At 69.4% G+C, this 17,760-nt stretch carries 8 protein-coding genes, 1 tRNA gene and 3 pseudogenes; 2 read left to right on the forward strand and 10 right to left on the reverse strand.

Annotated features, from left to right (window positions below; translation table 11 throughout):
* Positions 1-468 precede the first annotated feature (468 nt).
* The 5 genes and pseudogenes from BJF83_RS25440 to rplJ all read right to left on the reverse strand — a co-directional run bounded on the left by BJF83_RS25440 (position 469) and on the right by rplJ (position 12,635).
* A complete protein-coding gene (locus tag BJF83_RS25440) occupies positions 469-3,342 on the reverse strand; it encodes a hypothetical protein (RefSeq protein ID WP_075928308.1) in 2,874 nt (957 codons plus the stop codon).
* Positions 3,343-3,482: 140 nt separating this feature from the next.
* Positions 3,483-7,359, reverse strand: a pseudogene (locus BJF83_RS25445) (DNA-directed RNA polymerase subunit beta').
* Positions 7,360-7,393: 34 nt separating this feature from the next.
* Positions 7,394-10,859: pseudogene (rpoB, locus tag BJF83_RS25450) on the reverse strand (DNA-directed RNA polymerase subunit beta).
* A gap of 762 nt (positions 10,860-11,621) precedes the next feature.
* Complete coding sequence (gene rplL, locus BJF83_RS25455; protein ID WP_075928309.1) at positions 11,622-12,011, reverse strand: 50S ribosomal protein L7/L12; 390 nt, start codon at positions 12,009-12,011, stop codon at positions 11,622-11,624.
* Between the two features lie 96 nt (positions 12,012-12,107).
* Positions 12,108-12,635 (reverse strand): 50S ribosomal protein L10, encoded by a 528-nt coding sequence (gene rplJ / locus BJF83_RS25460; protein ID WP_075928310.1) that lies wholly within the window; start codon positions 12,633-12,635, stop codon positions 12,108-12,110.
* Positions 12,636-12,964: 329 nt separating this feature from the next.
* Between rplJ and BJF83_RS25465 the strand changes: the two genes are divergently transcribed.
* A complete protein-coding gene (locus BJF83_RS25465; protein ID WP_075928311.1) occupies positions 12,965-13,300 on the forward strand; it encodes a hypothetical protein in 336 nt (111 codons plus the stop codon).
* Here the strand turns inward: BJF83_RS25465 and rplA are convergent.
* The 5 genes and pseudogenes from rplA to BJF83_RS25490 all read right to left on the reverse strand — a co-directional run bounded on the left by rplA (position 13,297) and on the right by BJF83_RS25490 (position 16,281).
* Complete coding sequence (gene rplA, locus BJF83_RS25470; RefSeq protein ID WP_075928312.1) at positions 13,297-13,974, reverse strand: 50S ribosomal protein L1; 678 nt, start codon at positions 13,972-13,974, stop codon at positions 13,297-13,299. The genes BJF83_RS25465 and rplA overlap by 4 nt on opposite strands.
* A 117-nt stretch (positions 13,975-14,091) precedes the next feature.
* Positions 14,092-14,520 carry a 50S ribosomal protein L11 gene (rplK, locus tag BJF83_RS25475; protein ID WP_075928313.1) on the reverse strand — a complete coding sequence of 143 codons (429 nt, stop codon included), beginning with the start codon at positions 14,518-14,520 and terminating at the stop codon, positions 14,092-14,094.
* Positions 14,521-14,760: 240 nt separating this feature from the next.
* Positions 14,761-15,576: a transcription termination/antitermination protein NusG gene (nusG, locus tag BJF83_RS25480; RefSeq protein ID WP_075928314.1), complete on the reverse strand. Its 816-nt coding sequence runs from the start codon at positions 15,574-15,576 to the stop codon at positions 14,761-14,763.
* A gap of 293 nt (positions 15,577-15,869) precedes the next feature.
* Positions 15,870-16,109: pseudogene (secE, locus tag BJF83_RS25485) on the reverse strand (preprotein translocase subunit SecE); the annotation flags it as partial.
* A 99-nt stretch (positions 16,110-16,208) separates the two neighbouring features.
* A tRNA-Trp gene (locus BJF83_RS25490) sits at positions 16,209-16,281 on the reverse strand.
* 217 nt (positions 16,282-16,498) lie between these two features.
* Between BJF83_RS25490 and BJF83_RS25495 the strand changes: the two genes are divergently transcribed.
* A complete protein-coding gene (locus BJF83_RS25495; protein ID WP_075928360.1) occupies positions 16,499-17,707 on the forward strand; it encodes a pyridoxal phosphate-dependent aminotransferase in 1,209 nt (402 codons plus the stop codon).
* Positions 17,708-17,760: the final 53 nt, after the last annotated feature.

Below are 17,760 nucleotides of genomic sequence, written 5' to 3' on the forward strand. Positions count from 1 at the left end.
ATATCGCTATTGACCTGCTGGATTTCCCGAATCTCCCCGACCCCCGATGTCGGGCGTGTCGCACCTGTTCTGGCGCACGGCGAAGCCGAACACACCCGGCCTGGGGCCGTTGCTGGGAGGGGGTTCACATGAGCGGCACGCCAGTGCCGAATCTCGGAAGGGTCAAGCCGCTCCCGGTCGGGCGAAAGGCGCCGCACACACACGTGTGACCCGTCGACTCACGGGCACAATCACACAGGCTACCGCCCGCCGTGTGCACGGTCAAAACGGTGTGCGACATGGCGAGAACCGTGAACCCGATCCTCGCGTAGCCGTGGGTCGCCCCCAGTCTACGCGCTTCGCCGCTCCTTTCGTCCCAGGTTTCCCCAGGGAAGGGGGATGGAGTCGCCCACACCTGACCGGGGCCCGCCCCGGGACGTCCCGGGGCGCGCCCGGTGTGCTAGAGGACGAAGACCAGGGCGACGGAGATCACCGAGACCAGGACGCCGACCACGGCCAAGGCGGTGCCGGCGGTGATGAGGCCCAGCCCGTCGAGGCGCCCCCCGAGCCGCGGATCGCCCGCTTGGCCCTGGGGCCGGTGACGAGCAGCGCCAGCACAGCCGTGACCAGACCGATGCCCGGCAGCAGCGAGGCCAGACCCAGCCACAGCGTGAGGAGCGCCCCCCGCTCGGTGTCGGCGAGGAAGTCGATGCTGTCGTAGCCGGGGTAGGCGTCGCCCGCCTCGCCGCCGGGCGGACGGTCGTCGAAGCCCGGGAAGTCGCTCGCGATCGGGTCGCGCCTGCGACGCGCCTTCGACCGGTCCACCGGCATGCCGTAGTCGGCGGGGGTGAAGCCGTCGTCGTACTCGGGCTCCGGTTCCGGTTCCGTCTCCGGCGCGCGTCCGAGGTCAGACGGAATCCCCGGATCGGGGTCGTCGTAGTCGTACCCGTCCTCGATCTCGTCGGGGTCTCCGTCGTAGCCGGTGTCGTGGTACCGCGAGTCGTACGTCTGGCCGGCGTAGGCGTCCTCCGCCCCGTCGTACGGGAGCGCGTCGAACATCTGCGTCGCTCCGGCCCGCGCACCGGGGTCGTCGGCGTCCTGCTCCCCGGAGTCCGCGCCCCAGTCGCGGTACTCGGGCTCGGCGGGTCCGCTCTCACGGCGCCGCCGCTCGGCCTCACGCACCGACTCGGGCAGGCGGGCGTCCTCGCGGGAGAAAGCCCACGTGTTGCCGCTGCCGCCGGGGGCGGGCGAGAGCTCGTCGTCGTAGCGGTCCGTCGCGGGTCCGCCCGCCCCGGCCCAGGTGTCGAGGTCGTCGGTGCGCCCGTCCCATGAGGGGGGCGCGTCCGACCGCGGTCCGAGTTCGTCCTCCCAGGTGTCAGGTCCGCTCGCCGAGGGACGCGCGGACCGGGCTCCGGGTCCGTCGTCGCCGGGGGTCCAGGGCTCGTCGGCCGCGGGGGTGGTCGAAGACCAGGTGTCGTCGACCCGCTCCAGGGCCGCGTCGGGTGTCCAGGGCTCGTCACGCCACCGGGACTCCGTGTCCCACTCGGACGTGCCCGAGGAACCGTACGGTTCGGGGGTCAACGGCCCGGACGACACCGCGGACCCGGACGGCGACCAGGGCTCCCCCTCCCGGGCCGCTCCGCCGGACCCGAGGCCGGCGCCCCCGTCCAGGGCGGCGTCGGGCTCCCACCGGGCGTCGCCGGAAACCTCGTCGGACGCCCACGGCTCATCACGCACAGCGGACCCGGCGTCCCATCCCGACCCGTTCGAGCCCGCGTACGGCTCGGGTGACGGGGGATCGTCGGACGCCCGGGGCCAGGACTCCTCGCCCGGGCCGGAAGCGCCGGACCGAGCATCGACGCCCTGATCCAGCGGCGCGTCCGGCTGCCACGGCTCATCGGCCGACGACACGTCGTCGCTCGTGGGCCACGACGCCCGTTCGGAGCCCGTCGCGCGATCGGACGCCCAGAACTCGTCACGCCCACGGGACTCCGCGTCCCACGCGGAATCGCCGGACTGACCGTAGGGCTCGGGGGTCAACGGCCCGGACGACACCGCGGACCCGGACGACGACCAGGCCTCCTCGCCGCGCCTCGGCTCGACCGCCTGGTCGAAGGACGCGTCGGAGGCCCACCGGTCCTCGCCCGGCGCCTCCACGCCGTCTGCGGACCAGGGAGCGTCGTCGTCCGCGCCCGGGGACCACGGTCGGTCGCCTGCGCCGTGCTCCGCGTCCCGGCCGGTCCCCTCCGAGGAACCGAACGGATCGGACGACCCGAACTCGTCGGACACCGCACCCGATGACCCGCCGACGAGCGACGAGGACCACCCGTCCCCATCGGCCTCCGACGACCACGACGCCCCACCCACGCCACCGGACCGCGCACCCGCGTCCACGGAGTCCTCCGACGACCACGACCGATCGCCTCCGACCGACCCTGACCAGGGAGCGTCGTCGTCCGACGCCCACAGCGCCTCACCGCCGGTTCGCGGCCCGACACCCCCCTCAGCTGCGTCGGAGGCCCACGGTTCACCGGCCGACGGCACGTCGACGCTCGCGGACCACGCAGCCTTGTCGGAACCCTCCGCCGGATCGGCCGCCCACGGTCGGTCGCCTGCGCCGTGCTCCGCGTCCCAGCCGGTCCCCTCCGAGGAACCGAACGGATCGGACGACCCGAACTCGTCAGACACCGCACCCGATGACCCGCCGACGAGCGACGAGGACCACCCGTCCCCATCAGCCTCCGACGACCACGACGCCCCACCGGACCGCGCACCCGCGTCCACGGAGTCCTCCGACGACCACGACCGATCGCCTCCGACCGACCCGGGCTCCACGGACCGGGGAGCCTCATCGCGCGCGGAACCGTCGGAGTACGATCCGACGCCCCGGTCGGCGAAGGCCTCCGGGGACCACGGCTCGGCCGCCCAGGTGTCGGTGGACTCGGCGGACCACGGGGCGTCGGCCCGGTCGGCGCCCTCCGGGCCCTCCGGCGGCAGCGGAACCTCCGCGCTCGCGGCGATCCCCGGGATGTTCGGCTCGTCGCGCGGTTCGGGCTCCCCGGGAATCCGCGTCAGGGGCTCGTAGGCCGACGCCCCCGCACCGGGGTAGGAGATGGCCCCCGGCGTCGACGGGCTCAGCGGAGGCGGTGCTCCCAGCGCCTCCGGATACGGCTCGACCATGGGCGGCCGCGAGGTGCTCAGCCCCGCGTAGCCTCCGCTGTCCGGGAAGACCGTGTCGCCGGTCGTCCCGTCCTCCAACGGGTCCTGGTACTCCGACTGCGAGCGGTAGCGGTTCTCGCTCGGCTTGAACCACGAGTCCTCGTCCCGCGAGCCCGAGTCCCGTCCGCCCCCGTTATCAGTCACTGTGTGCCTGCTCTCCCGACAGCGCCGAAGCGCTCTCTCCCCATCCACACCGCGATGTGCGGATCGACGACGTGAAACGGCGGCGGCACCACCCCCCAGGGGAGGTGGTGGACCGCCGCCGTCCGTTCAGCCAACCGCTCTTACCGGTTGTACGGCCCGAAGTCGTACTCCTCCAGTGGAACGGCCTCGCCCGACCCCTGTCCGAAGGTGTACTCGCTGGGCTCCTCGTAGCCGGAGACCGAGTACATCGAGCCTTGGCCTCCTCGGTCGGCTCGACCCGGATGTTGCGGTACTGCGGAATACCGGTACCGGCCGGGATGAGCTTACCGATGATGACGTTCTCCTTCAGGCCGAGCAACGGGTCGCTCTTGCCGTGGATCGCGTTCTCGGTCAGCACCCGGGTGGTCTCCTGGAAGGAGGCCGCCGACAGCCAGGACTCCGTGGCCAGCGAGGCCTTGGTGATGCCCAGCAGCACCGGGCGTCCGGCCGCGGGCTGTCCGCCCTCGGACACGACGCGGCGGTTGATCCGTTCGAACTTCGGCCGCTCGACCATCTCACCCGGCAGCAGTTCGGTGTCACCCGACTCCAGGATGTTCACCCGCTTGAGCATCTGGCGGACGATGATCTCGATGTGCTTGTCGTGGATGGACACACCCTGCGACTTGTACACCTCCTGGACCTCAGACACGAGGTGCTGCTGCACCGCGCGCGGGCCCTGGATACGGAGCACCTCGTGCGGGTTGATCGCCCCCTGGATCAGCTGCTGGCCGACCGACACGTGGTCGTCGTCGCTGATCAGGAGCTGGGCGCGCATCGGCACCGGGTAGGCGATCTCGTCCGTGCCGTCGTCCGGGATGACGACGATCTTACGGCTCTTCTCCGTGTCGTCGATCCGGATCCGGCCCTCGACCTCCGAGATCGGCGCCACACCCTTGGGGATGCGGGCCTCGAAGAGCTCCTGGACACGGGGCAGACCGTGGGTGATGTCCTGACCGGCCGAACCACCCATGTGGAAGGTCCGCATGGTCAGCTGGGTGCCGGGCTCACCGATGGACTGCGCCGCGATGATGCCGATCGCCTCACCGACGTCCACCGGCTTGCCGGTAGCCATGGACCGGCCGTAGCAGGTGGAGCACACGCCGATCTTCGCCTCGCAGGTCAGCGACGAACGGATCCGCGCGCGGGTGATGCCCGCGGCGATCAGCCTGTCGATGTTCTGCTCGGAGGTGTCGGACAGCGCGGGCAGGACGACGTTGCCGTCCGCGTCCACGGTGTCCTCGGCGAGGGTACGGCCGAAGCCGGTGTTCTCGACGTTGTGCTTGCGCACGACGACGCCGGAGGCGGACTTCTCACCGATCTCGTGCCACAGCGAGCGGTCCGTGCCGCAGTCGACCTCGCGGACGATGACGTCCTGCGCCACGTCCACCAGACGACGGGTCAGGTAACCCGAGTCGGCGGTACGCAGCGCGGTGTCCGCCAGACCCTTGCGCTGACCGTGCGTGGAGATGAAGTACTCCAGGACGGACAGGCCCTCGCGGTAGGAGGACTTGATCGGACGCGGGATCGTCTCGCCCTTGGTGTTGGAGACCAGACCGCGGATACCGGCGATCTGACGCACCTGCATCGGGTTGCCGCGGGCGCCGGACTGGACCATCATCCACACCGGGTTGTCGGCGGGGAAGTTCTCCTCCATGTTCCGGGCGACCTCGGCGGTGGCCTGGGTCCACACCTCGGTGAGCTCCTGACGGCGCTCGTCGTCGGTGATGAGACCGCGGTCGTACTCGCGCTGGATCTTGTCGGCCTTGCGCTCGTACCCCTCAAGGATCTCCGTCTTGGCCGGAGGCGCGACGACGTCCTCGATGCCGATGGTCAGACCGGACCGGGTGGCCCAGCGGTAACCGGCGTCCTTCAGGGCGTCCAGGGTCGTGGCGACCTGGACCTTGGGGTAGTTCTCGGCCAGGTCGTTGACCAGGGTCGAGACCTGCTTCTTGCCCACCTGGAAGTTGACGTAGGGGTAGTCGACCGGGGTGGCCTCGTTGAAGAGGTACCGGCCCAGCGTCGTCTCCAGGGTGTACGGCTCGCCCTGCTGCCAGTTCTCCGGCGGTGTCCAGTCCTTGGGCGCGGGAGCGCCGTCGGCGATCCGCAGGCGGATCCTCGCCTGCAGGTCCAGGTCCCCGATGTCGTAGGCCATGATCGCCTCGGCCGGGGACAGGAACGCCCGCCCCTCGCCCTTGGCGTCGGTCTTCTCCGTCGTCAGGTAGTACAGACCGATGATCATGTCCTGGGTGGGCATGGTCACGGGCTTGCCGTCGGACGGCTTGAGGATGTTGTTGGTGGCCAGCATCAGCAGCCGCGCCTCGGCCTGGGCCTCGGCGGACAGCGGCAGGTGCACGGCCATCTGGTCACCGTCGAAGTCGGCGTTGAACGCCGTGCACACGAGCGGGTGGATCTGGATGGCCTTGCCCTCGACCAGCTGCGGCTCGAAGGCCTGGATGCCCAGGCGGTGCAGGGTGGGAGCACGGTTGAGCAGCACCGGGTGCTCGGTGATGACCTCTTCCAGGACGTCCCACACGACCGGGCGGGACCGCTCGACCATGCGCTTGGCGCTCTTGATGTTCTGCGCGTGGTTCAGGTCGACCAGGCGCTTCATCACGAACGGCTTGAACAGCTCCAGGGCCATCTGCTTGGGCAGTCCGCACTGGTGCAGCTTGAGCTGCGGGCCGACGACGATGACCGAACGGCCGGAGTAGTCGACGCGCTTGCCCAGCAGGTTCTGGCGGAAGCGGCCCTGCTTGCCCTTGAGCATGTCGGACAGCGACTTGAGCGGACGGTTGCCCGGACCGGTGACCGGGCGGCCGCGGCGGCCGTTGTCGAACAGGGCGTCGACGGCCTCCTGGAGCATCCGCTTCTCGTTGTTGACGATGATCTCGGGCGCGCCGAGGTCGAGCAGACGCTTGAGGCGGTTGTTCCGGTTGATCACCCGGCGGTACAGGTCGTTGAGGTCGGAGGTCGCGAAGCGGCCACCGTCCAGCTGCACCATCGGACGCAGGTCCGGCGGGATGACCGGGATGCAGTCGAGCACCATGCCCATGGGGCTGTTGGTGGTGTTGAGGAACGCTGAGACGACCTTGAGCCGCTTGAGGCTCGGGCCTTCTTCTGGCCCTTGCCGGTGCGGATGGTCTCGCGGAGCTTCTCCGCCTCCTGGTCGAGCTCGAAGTTGGAGAGCCGGTCCTGGATGGCCTGGGCGCCCATGCCGCCGCGGAAGTACTTCCCGAAGCGGTCCCGCATCTCGCGGTAGAGCATCTCATCGCCCTCAAGGTCCTGCACCTTGAGGTTCTTGAACCGGTTCCACACCTCGTCGAGGCGGTCGATCTCGCGCTGGGCCCGGTCGCGCAGCTGGCGCATCTCGCGCTCGGCGCCCTCACGCACCTTGCGGCGGGCGTCGCCCTTGGCGCCCTGCTCCTCCAGCTCGGCCAGGTCGGCCTCAAGCTTGCGGTGGCGGTCCTCCACGGTGGAGTCGCGGCGCTGCTCCAGGTGCTGCTTCTCCACCGAGATCCGCGCCTCCAGGGACTGGAGGTCGCGTTCACGGGCCTCGGTGTCCACCCACGTGACCATGTAGGCGGCGAAGTAGATGATCTTCTCCAGATCCTTCGGCGCCAGGTCCAGCAGGTAGCCCAGGCGGGAGGGCACACCCTTGAAGTACCAGATGTGCGTGACGGGCGCGGCCAGCTCGATGTGACCCATCCGCTCGCGGCGCACCTTGGCGCGGGTCACCTCGACGCCGCAGCGCTCACAGATGATGCCCTTGAAGCGGACGCGCTTGTACTTGCCGCAGTAGCACTCCCAGTCCCGGGTCGGACCGAAGATCTTCTCGCAGAAGAGACCGTCCTTCTCGGGCTTGAGGGTCCGGTAGTTGATGGTTTCGGGCTTCTTGACCTCGCCGTGCGACCACTGGCGGATGTCGTCGGCCGTGGCCAGGCCGATGCGCAGCTCGTCGAAGAAGTTGACGTCGAGCACTTAATTCGTCCCCTGCTCTCGAAGATCGCGGAAGTTAGACCTCTTCGACACTGCTCGGCTCACGCGACCCAGGTCGATTCCCAGCTCTTCCGCCGCGCGGAAGACGTCCTCGTCGCTGTCCCGCATCTCGATGGACATACCGTCACTGGACAGCACCTCCACGTTCAGACAGAGCGACTGCATCTCCTTGATGAGCACCTTGAAGGACTCAGGGATGCCCGGCTCGGGGATGTTCTCGCCCTTGACGATGGCCTCGTAGACCTTGACCCGGCCCACCACGTCGTCGGACTTGATGGTGAGCAGCTCCTGGAGGGCGTAGGCGGCGCCGTACGCCTCCAGCGCCCACACCTCCATCTCACCGAAGCGCTGACCGCCGAACTGCGCCTTACCGCCCAGCGGCTGCTGGGTGATCATCGAGTACGGGCCGGTGGAGCGCGCGTGGATCTTGTCGTCCACGAGGTGGTGGAGCTTGAGGATGTACTTGTAGCCGACGGAGATCGGCTCGGCGAACGGCTCACCGGTGCGGCCGTCGAACAGCAGCGCCTTGCCCTCGTCGTTGATCAGGCGGTGGCCGTCCGCGTTGGGTCGGACCGACGTGATCAGGCCGTTGAGCTCGTCGCCGCGCAGGCCGTCGAAGACCGGGGTGGCCACCCTGGAGTCGGGCTCGGACTCCGAGCGCCGATGTCGTTCAGCGACTGCTTCCACGGTTCGTCGAGTCCGTCGACCGTCCAGCCGTTCTTGGCCAGCCAGCCCAGGTGGACCTCCAGGACCTGACCGACGTTCATCCGGCCGGGGACGCCCAGCGGGTTGAGGATGATGTCGACCGGCGTGCCGTCCTCCAGGAAGGGCATGTCCTCCTGGGGCAGGATCTTGGCGATGACGCCCTTGTTGCCGTGGCGGCCGGCGAGCTTGTCGCCGTCGGTGATCTTGCGCTTCTGGGCGACGTAGACGCGGACCATCTCGTTGACGCCCGGGGCGAGCTCGTCGCCGTCCTCGCGGCTGAACACGCGGACGCCGATGACCTTGCCGGTCTCGCCGTGCGGGACCTTGAGCGAGGTGTCGCGGACCTCGCGGGCCTTCTCGCCGAAGATGGCGCGCAGCAGGCGCTCCTCCGGGGTCAGTTCGGTCTCGCCCTTGGGGGTCACCTTGCCGACGAGGATGTCGCCGTCGACGACCTCGGCGCCGATGCGGATGATGCCCCGGTCGTCGAGGTCGGCCAGGACCTCCTCGCTGACGTTGGGGATCTCCCGGGTGATCTCCTCCGGGCCCAACTTGGTGTCACGGGCGTCGACCTCGTGCTCCTCGATGTGGATCGAGGAGAGGACGTCGTCCTGCACCAGACGCTGGGAGAGGATGATCGCGTCCTCGTAGTTGTGGCCCTCCCAGGACATGTACGCCACGAGCAGGTTCTTGCCCAGCGACATCTCACCCTGGTCGGTGGAGGGACCGTCCGCCAGGACCTGGGACTCCTCGACCCGCTGGCCCTCGTGCACGATCGGCCGCTGGTTGAAGCAGGTGCCCTGGTTGGAACGCTGGAACTTGCCCAGGCGGTAGGTCTTGCGGGTGCCGTCGTCGGCCATCACCGTGACGTAGTCGGCGGTGACGTCCTCGACCACGCCGGCCTTGTCCGCGAGGACGACCTCACCGGCGTCGGTCGCGGCGCGGTACTCCATGCCGGTGCCGACGAACGGGGCCTCCGCGCGCAGCAGCGGCACGGCCTGGCGCTGCATGTTGGAGCCCATGAGCGCGCGGTTGGCGTCGTCGTGCTCCAGGAACGGGATCATGGCGGTGGCGACCGACACCATCTGGCGCGGCGACACGTCCATGTAGTCGACCTCGTCCGAGCGGACCTGCTCGAACTCCTCGCCCTTGCGGCGCACCAGGACGTGGGTCTCGACGAAGGTGCCGTCCGGGTTCATCGGCGTGTTGGCCTGGCCGATGACGTACCGGTCCTCCTCGTCAGCGGTGAGGTAGTCGACCTCGTCGGTGACGCGGCCGTCGACCACACGCCGGTACGGCGTCTCGACGAACCCGAAGGAGTTCACCCGCCCGTAGGCGGCGAGGGAGCCGATCAGACCGATGTTGGGACCCTCGGGGGTCTCGATCGGGCACATGCGGCCGTAGTGCGAGGGGTGGACGTCGCGGACCTCGAAGCCCGCGCGCTCACGGGACAGACCGCCCGGTCCCAGGGCCGAGAGGCGGCGCTTGTGGGTCAGACCGGCCAGGGGGTTGGTCTGGTCCATGAACTGCGACAGCTGCGAGGTGCCGAAGAACTCCTTGATGGAGGCCACGACGGGGCGGATGTTGATCAGGGTCTGCGGCGTGATCGCCTCGACGTCCTGGGTGGTCATCCGCTCGCGGACGACGCGCTCCATGCGGGCCAGGCCCAGGCGGACCTGGTTCTGGATGAGCTCGCCGACCGTGCGCAGGCGCCGGTTGCCGAAGTGGTCGATGTCGTCGGTCTCGACCGGCCGGGTGCCGACGGACGTCTCGTGCTCGACCTCACCCGCGTGCAGACGCACGAGGTAGTCGATGGTGGCGACGATGTCCTCTTCGGTGAGGGTGCCCTGGGTGTAGTCGGTCTCCAGACCGAGCTTCTTGTTGATCTTGTAGCGGCCGACCTTGGCGAGGTCGTAGCGCTTGGGGTTGAAGTAGAGGTTCTCCAACAGCGCCTGGGCCGACTCCTTCGTGGGCGGCTCCCCCGGGCGCAGCTTGCGGTAGATGTCCAGCAGCGCGTCGTCGGTGCCCGCGGTCGGGTCCTTCTCCAGCGTGTTGCGGATCGACTCGTACTGGCCGAAGCGCTCCAGGATCTGGTCGGTGGTCCAGCCCAGCGCCTTGAGCAGGACGGTGACGCCCTGCTTGCGCTTGCGGTCGATGCGCACACCGACGAAGTCGCGCTTGTCGACCTCGAATTCGAGCCAGGCGCCGCGGGACGGGATGACCTTGCAGCCGAACAGGTCCTTGTCCGAGCTCTTGTCGACCGACCGGTCGAAGTACACGCCCGGGGAGCGGACCAGCTGGGACACGACGACGCGCTCGGTGCCGTTGATGATGAAGGTGCCCTTGACGGTCATGAGCGGGAAGTCGCCCATGAACACCGTCTGGCTCTTGATCTCACCGGTGTCGTTGTTGATGAACTCCGCCGTGACGAACATCGGGGCGGAGAAGGTCATGTCCTTGTCCTTGCACTCCTCTTCGGAGTACTTGGGCGGCTCGAACCGATGGTCGCGGAACGACAGCGACATCGTGCCCGAGAAGTCCTCGATCGGACTGATCTCCTCGAAGATCTCTTCGAGTCCGGACTGCTCCGGAACGTCCTTGCGGCCAGCGTTTCGGGCCGTCTCGACCCGCGTCTTCCACTTCTCGTTGCCCAGCAGCCAGTCGAACGACTCGGTCTGCAGGGCGAGCAGGTTCGGGACCTCAAGCGGTTCCTGAATACGGGCGAACGAAACGCGGTGCGGACCAAGGGCGTTAGCGGAGGCGTTGCGCGAGGCTGCCAACAGGGGTCCTTCCGAGGCTTGTGGCGGTTGAAGCGCGCACGCCAGACGATCCGTCACGGGAGGACCGCCGCAACACGGTTGAGACGGTCACACGAGCGGGAACGGGCTACCGTGTCCAGACGAAAACGGGATGGCGGAAGCCGTACACCGACACAGGGATCACCAAAGGGCAGCGCAAAAGAGCAGTGTAGCCGAACACCACACCGCTGTCCACTCACGGTCCACGGCGCCACTCACGACACCGGCAGGATCACCCGTGGCGGGCGATCCGTCAAGCCCGAACGCCGTCCTCCGTGCGGAACCCGACCGCGGATTCCGCCTCCGAGGAGCCGAACGGGACCGTGTGGGTGGTCCAGCGCGCCTGCCCTGGCCCCCGGGGGGCGAGCCATCGGACACCCGGAAGGGTTCCCCCGCCCAGGGCGGGTAAACACTCTTCCCGGGGCCCGTCAAGAACTCCGGGACCGGAGGTTATCGCGTCCCGCGGACACTTCGCACACACGGACACCCCTCGCGACGTCCGCGGCAGCCGTCCGCGACCGCCCCAGCTTCGCACACCAGGGCGACCGACAGCGGTCGGACACGGCGCGAAACCCGGCGAACGGCACCTTTCTCCAGACCCCGGGCCACGCGCCTCCCGGCCGCCCCGCCCGGTCCACCGCCCGGGAGCGCCCCGCCGTGCGGAAACGACGACGCGGCCGCCCCTCCCGGAGGAGGAACGGCCGCGTGGCGTGTACCAGCGGGCCCGTACGGCCCGCGTGGGACCTACTTGAGGGTGACGGTGGCGCCGGCGCCCTCAAGGGCGGCCTTGGCCTTGTCAGCCGTCTCCTTGTTGACGCCCTCCATCAGCGGCTTCGGAGCGTTGTCGACCAGGTCCTTGGCCTCCTTGAGACCCAGGCTCGTGAGGCCGCGGACCTCCTTGATGACCTGGATCTTCTTGTCGCCGGCGGATTCGAGGACGACGTCGAACTCGTCCTTCTCCTCCACGGCCTCGGCGGCGCCGCCGCCGGCGCCCGGAGCAGCGGCGACGACGGCGGCCGGGGCGGCGGCCTCGACGTCGAACTTGTCCTCGAACAGCTTCACGAACTCGGACAGTTCGAGGAGGGTCATCTCCTCGAACGCGGCAAGCAGGTCCTCGTTGCTGAGCTTCGCCATGATGCGATCTCTCTTTCTCTACGGACACGCGCGTCCGTCGACGCCACGTGCGAGCCATGAGGCGGGTGACGTCCGCACCCACCGGGATCGGGTTGTCTAGGCCGCTTCCTCGGAGCGCTTGTCCGCCAGGGCCTGCGCGAGACGCACGGCCTTGGTCGGGAGCGCCTGGAAGACGGCGGCGGCCTGGCCCTGCTTGGCCTTGAGCGCACCGGCCATCTTCGAGAGAAGCACCTCGCGGGACTCCAGGTCGGCCAGCTTGGTGACCTCGTCGGCCGTCATCGACTTGCCGTCGATGACGCCGCCCTTGATCACCAGGGGCTCGTTCGCCTTCGAGAAGTCACGCAGGCTCTTGGCGACCTCGACCACGTCACCGCGGATGAAAGCGACGGCGGTGGGGCCATCGAGCAGGTCCTTGACCTTCTCGTCGACCCCGGCCTCGCTCACGGCGATCTTGGTCAGCGTGTTCTTCACGACGCGGAAACGCGCGTTCTGGCCGAGGCTGCGGCGGAGCTCGTTGAGCCCGGCCACAGTGAGTCCCCGGTATTCCGCCAGCACGGCGCCGTTCGACTCGCGGAGTTCCTCCGTGAGTTCGGCGACCGCGGCGGCCTTGTCCGGCCTCGCCATGGGACTCCTTCCAACTGTGAACGCTGGTTGGTTCCCAAGGACTCACGCGATCGGCGTCTGCACGAGAAAAGGCCCCGAGCGCGAGGCGCACGGGGCACGACCGCGTCCGCGGGGCGAGAGAACGCGCCCGGAACGGGAAAGCTCTGGTGACACCTGCGCGGGCGCCCATCGCGGATGGGTCCTTAGGTCACCCGTTCGGGTGACGACCAGCGGTCTTCGGCAAGTACCCATGCTACAGGACGCGGAGGAACGCCGGGAACGGATCCGGGACGGGCGGCTCACTCGTGGCGCCCCTCACACCGTGGAATCCGACAGGGGGAGCACCCGGCGTGGGATCGACGCCGACGCAGGAGGACGTGTTCGACGTCTCGCTGGTCTCCTCCGTCCCGGGCGAGAGCTCCTTCGGGCTGCCCGCCGAGGACGAGATCACCGACCGTGGCCGGCTTCGGTCCCGACACGGCGACGGCCCCCGGTTCCACGAGGGAACCGGGGGCCGTTCGCCGTCCGGAGACCGGGCCGCTCAGGAGCCGCCGGGGCGCCGCACGACGAGGCGGGCCGCCAGCGGGGAACGGGCCTCAGTCACGGCCGGGGATGAGCAATCCCTGCCCTCGGGGCGCCCGAGCCCGGTCCCAAGCGAAGCGGAGGACCCCTACGACACTGCCTAGGCGTCGAGCGGAATGCTCGGGCCCATGGACGTGCTGACCACGGCCTTCTTGATGTAGCGGCCCTTGGCGGCGGACGGCTTGAGGCGGTTCACCTCGTCGATCGCGGCCTGGTAGTTCTCCACCAGCTTGGCGTCGTCGAAGGACGCCTTGCCGATGATGAAGTGCAGGTTGCCGTGGCGGTCGACACGGAACTCGATCTTGCCGCCCTTGATCTCGGTCACGGCCTTGGCCACGTCCGGGGTGACGGTGCCCGTCTTGGGGTTCGGCATGAGACCACGCGGACCGAGCACGCGGCCGAGGCGGCCGACCTTGCCCATGAGGTCCGGGGTGGCGACGACGGCGTCGAAGTCGAGGAAGCCGTTCTGGACCTCCTGGACGAGGTCGTCGTCGCCGACGTGGTCGGCGCCAGCGGCGCGAGCCTGCTCCGCACGCTCACCGGTCGCGAAGACCAGGACCCGAGCGGTCTTACCGGTGCCGTTGGGCAGGTTCACGGTGCCGCGGACCATCTGGTCGGCCTTGCGCGGGTCGACGCCCAGGCGCAGGGCGACCTCGACGGTCGCGTCGAACTTGGTGGTGGAGGTCTCCTTGGCGAGCTTCACGGCCTCGGCGGGGCTGTAGAGCTTGTCACGGTTCACCAGTTCGCTGGCTTTGCGGTGGTTCTTGCTGCGCTTCACGCGGTTCTCCTTGGAACGTGTGGTCGGTGGGCCAGCGCCTGGCCCTGCCACTGTCGGTTCTCGACGTCGACACCCCACGCGGCGCGGGCGATCGCCCGACGCCCCGGTGCGAGGGGGCTACTTGACCTCGATGCCCATCGAGCGGGCGGTGCCGGCGACGATCTTGGCGGCGGCCTCGACGTCGTCGGTGTTGAGGTCGGGCAGCTTGGTCTGCGCGATCTCGCGGACCTGGTCGGCGGTGATCGAACCGGCCGTGCTCCGGCCCGGGTCGGTCGCGGCCTTGTCCAGACCGGCGGCCTTCAGGATCAGCCCGGACGCCGGGGGCGTCTTGGTGACGAAGGTGAAGGAACGGTCCTCGTAGATGGAGATCTCCACGGGGATGACGTTGCCGCGCTGGGCCTCCGTGGCAGCGTTGTACTGCTTGCAGAAGTCCATGATGTTGACGCCGTGCGGACCGAGTGCGGTGCCGACGGGCGGCGCCGGGGTGGCCTGACCGGCGGGGAGCTGCACCTTGACGAGTGCGGCCAGTTTCTTCTTCGGAGGCATGTCGGGTCCTTTGCCTGATACGCGGTGTGTGCTGGTCCCCTGGCCCTCCTGACGGCGCCGCGCGGTCACGTGGACCGCACCGGGCGCCGCTGCCGGGGAGGGCGCGCCCCCGGGCACGGGGACGGCGGACCGCCGGGAACGGGCGGGCCGGGGCGCCCCGCGCGAGGCGGAGCGCACGAGCGGGTCCGCCCGGAGGCGGACCCACCAAGTCTACGTCGGTCGGGTCACTGCCCGGACGGGTCAGATCTTGGCGACCTGGTTGAACGACAGCTCGACCGGGGTCTCGCGGCCGAAGATCGACACGAGCACCTTGAGCTTCTGGGTGTCGGGGTTGATCTCGCTCACCGTGGCGGGCAGGGTCGCGAACGGGCCCTCCATGACGGTGACGGACTCGCCGACCTCGTAGGCGACGTCCGAACGGACCTCGCCGGCGCCGGCGGCGGCCTTGGCCCTGCGCTCCTCCTCGGGCTCCTCCTCCGGCTCGGGGGCCAGGAGCTTGGCGACCTCGGTGAGGCTGAGCGGAGCGGGCTTGTTGGACAGGCCCACGAAGCCGGTCACGCCCGGGGTGTTGCGGATGGCCGACCAGGACTCGTCGGTCAGGTCCATGCGCACGAGCACGTAGCCGGGCAGCACCTTCTCGGTCACCTGCTGGCGCTTGCCGCTCTTGACCTCGGTGACCTCGTGCTCGGGCACCTCGACCTGGAAGATGTACTCCTCCATGTTGAGCGACTGGGTGCGGCTCTCGACGTTGGCCTTGACCCGCTTCTCGTACCCGGCGTAGGTGTGCACGACGTACCAGTCTCCGGGGAGCAGCATCAGCTCGGCGCGGAACTCCTCAACGGGGTCGAGTCGGGGGAGCTCGGGCTCCTGCCCGGCCTCCTCGTCCTCGTCGTCACCGCCCTGCTCGTCCGCCTCGTCGGCCAACTCCTGGCCCTCGGCCTCGGACTGCTCGGCCGCGTCCTCGGACAGCTCGCCCGCCAGGCCGGTCTCTTCCTCCGACGGCTGACCCGGCTCCTCTTCGGGGAAGTCGTCAGGGGTGAGTGGGGACTCGGACACGGCTGCTCTTTCTCTCGTCGGATGCGCTACTGCGGGCCGACGCGCGCCGGACAGCGGTCGACGTCGAATCCCGTCCTGTCAGCTTACGGTCTCGGCGCGCCGGATGGGACCAGGCACGGGTGCAGGACGACGGGGAGCGGTGTCACATCCGGACCGCCGTCGTGCCCGCGCGGGCCCGAGTTCCCGCGGCGTCAGTCGCCCCTGCTGCGCATGATGCCCATGGCGCCGAGGATGACCGCCAGGCCGCCGGTGGCGACGCTGGTCCACAGCGGCAGCGCCTGGAACTCGCCCTCCCGGCTGAACCCGGAGTAGAGCCACGTGGTGAGCTCGGCGAAGACGAAGTCGAGGAGCGAGACGTAACTGAGGACGAGGACGACGAACACCAGGACGACGATGGTGTAGGTGACCAGTTCACGGCGCGTGGGCCAGCGGACCTTGCGGAGCTCTCCGACGACCTGCTTGGTGAAGGTCACAGGACCGGTACGACGCTTGGGCTCCCTGTCGGGCTTGGCGTCGGCGTCAGTCTGGGTCACCTGGGGTCCTTAGGGTCGCGGGCTGCTGGTCATCCCCGTAGTTCCGTAACGCCCCGCGTGGCGCGGCGGCCGAAACGACCGCCACACCGCGCGTTCGTGCAGGGCAGGAGGGACTCGAACCCCCAACCGCCGGTTTTGGAGACCGGTGCTCTACCAATTGAGCCACTGCCCTCGGACGGAAACTGCGTCCCCACCATAGCCGGTCCGCACCGGGTCCGCACCCCACTCCGTGGAACGCGACCCGTCGAACGGTCGGCTCGCACGAGTCTAGGGCCTGCGCGCCACCGGGACCAAACCGCTTTCCCCGGACAACCCCGTCGCACGCGGCCGAGGCGGCCGCGTACCGTCCCCCGCCGCCCTGGCCGAGGACGCATGACACCATGGAGGACATGACTGAGCGACCGCGAGTCTCTGCACGTATCAGCGCTATCTCCGAGTCGGCCACCCTCGCCGTCGACGCGAAGGCCAAGGCCATGAAGGCGGAGGGACGTCCCGTCATCGGCTTCGGGGCCGGAGAGCCGGACTTCCCGACCCCCGACTACATCGTCGACGCCGCAGTCGGGGCGGCCCGCGAGCCGCGTTTTCACCGCTACACCCCGGCCGGCGGACTTCCCGAGCTGAAGAAGGCCATCGCCGAGAAGACCGCCCGCGACTCCGGCCACCAGGTCGAGCCCTCCCAGATCCTGGTGACCAACGGCGGCAAGCAGGCCATCTACGAGGCCTTCGCCGCGATGCTCGACCCGGGTGACGAGGTCATCGTCGTGGCCCCGTACTGGACCACCTACCCCGAGTCGATCAAGCTCGCGGGCGGCGTCCCGGTGTACGTCACCACCGACGAGACCACCGGCTACCTGGCCAGCGTCGAACAGCTGGAGGCCGCGCGCACCGAACGCACCAAGGTCCTGGTGTTCGTCTCCCCGAACAACCCGACCGGCGCCGTCTACCCGCGCGAGCAGGTCCGCGCGATCGGCCAGTGGGCCCTGGAGAAGGGCCTGTGGGTGCTGACCGACGAGATCTACCAGCACCTGGTCTACGGCGACGCCGAGTTCTCCTCGATCCCCGTCGAGGTTCCGGAGCTGGCCGACCGTACCGTGATCGTCAGCGGCGTGGCCAAGACCTACGCCATGACCGGCTGGCGCGTGGGGTGGATCATCGGCCCCAAGGACGTGGTCAAGGCCGCGGGCAACCTCCAGTCGCACGCCACCTCCAACGTCGCCAACGTGTCGCAGGCCGCCGCACTGGCCGCCGTCTCCGGCGACCTGGCCGCCGTGGACGCCATGCGCGAGTCCTTCGACCGCCGTCGCAAGACCATCGTCCGGATGCTCAACGAGATCGACGGCGTGCTGTGCCCGGAGCCGCAGGGGGCCTTCTACGCCTACCCGTCGGTCAAGGGCGTCCTGGGCAGGAAGATCCGCGGCAGGCGGCCGAGCACCTCAGCGGAACTGGCCGAGCTCATCCTCGAAGAGGCCGAGGTCGCGGTCGTGCCCGGTGAGGCGTTCGGCACCCCCGGCTACATCCGGATGTCCTACGCGCTCGGTGACGAGGACCTCGTCGAGGGCGTCAGCCGCGTCCAGAAGCTGCTGGCCGAGGCCGAGTAGAGGAGCACGGAGCCGATCCGTCCGAGCGAGCGCGCCCCGGCCACGGCCGGGGG

It is taken from the genome of Nocardiopsis sp. CNR-923, from assembly GCF_001942255.1.
GTDB lineage: Bacteria > Actinomycetota > Actinomycetes > Streptosporangiales > Streptosporangiaceae > Nocardiopsis.

What these genes read in the sequence shown, in the direction of transcription:
- rplL (WP_075928309.1), bottom strand. Translation starts at nt 12,011, where the DNA reads ATGGCGAAGCTCAGCAACGAGGACCTGCTTGCCGCGTTCGAGGAGATG.
- rplJ (WP_075928310.1), bottom strand. Translation starts at nt 12,635, where the DNA reads ATGGCGAGGCCGGACAAGGCCGCCGCGGTCGCCGAACTCACGGAGGAA.
- rplK (WP_075928313.1), bottom strand. Translation starts at nt 14,520, where the DNA reads ATGCCTCCGAAGAAGAAACTGGCCGCACTCGTCAAGGTGCAGCTCCCC.
- BJF83_RS25495 (WP_075928360.1), top strand. Translation starts at nt 16,499, where the DNA reads ATGACTGAGCGACCGCGAGTCTCTGCACGTATCAGCGCTATCTCCGAG.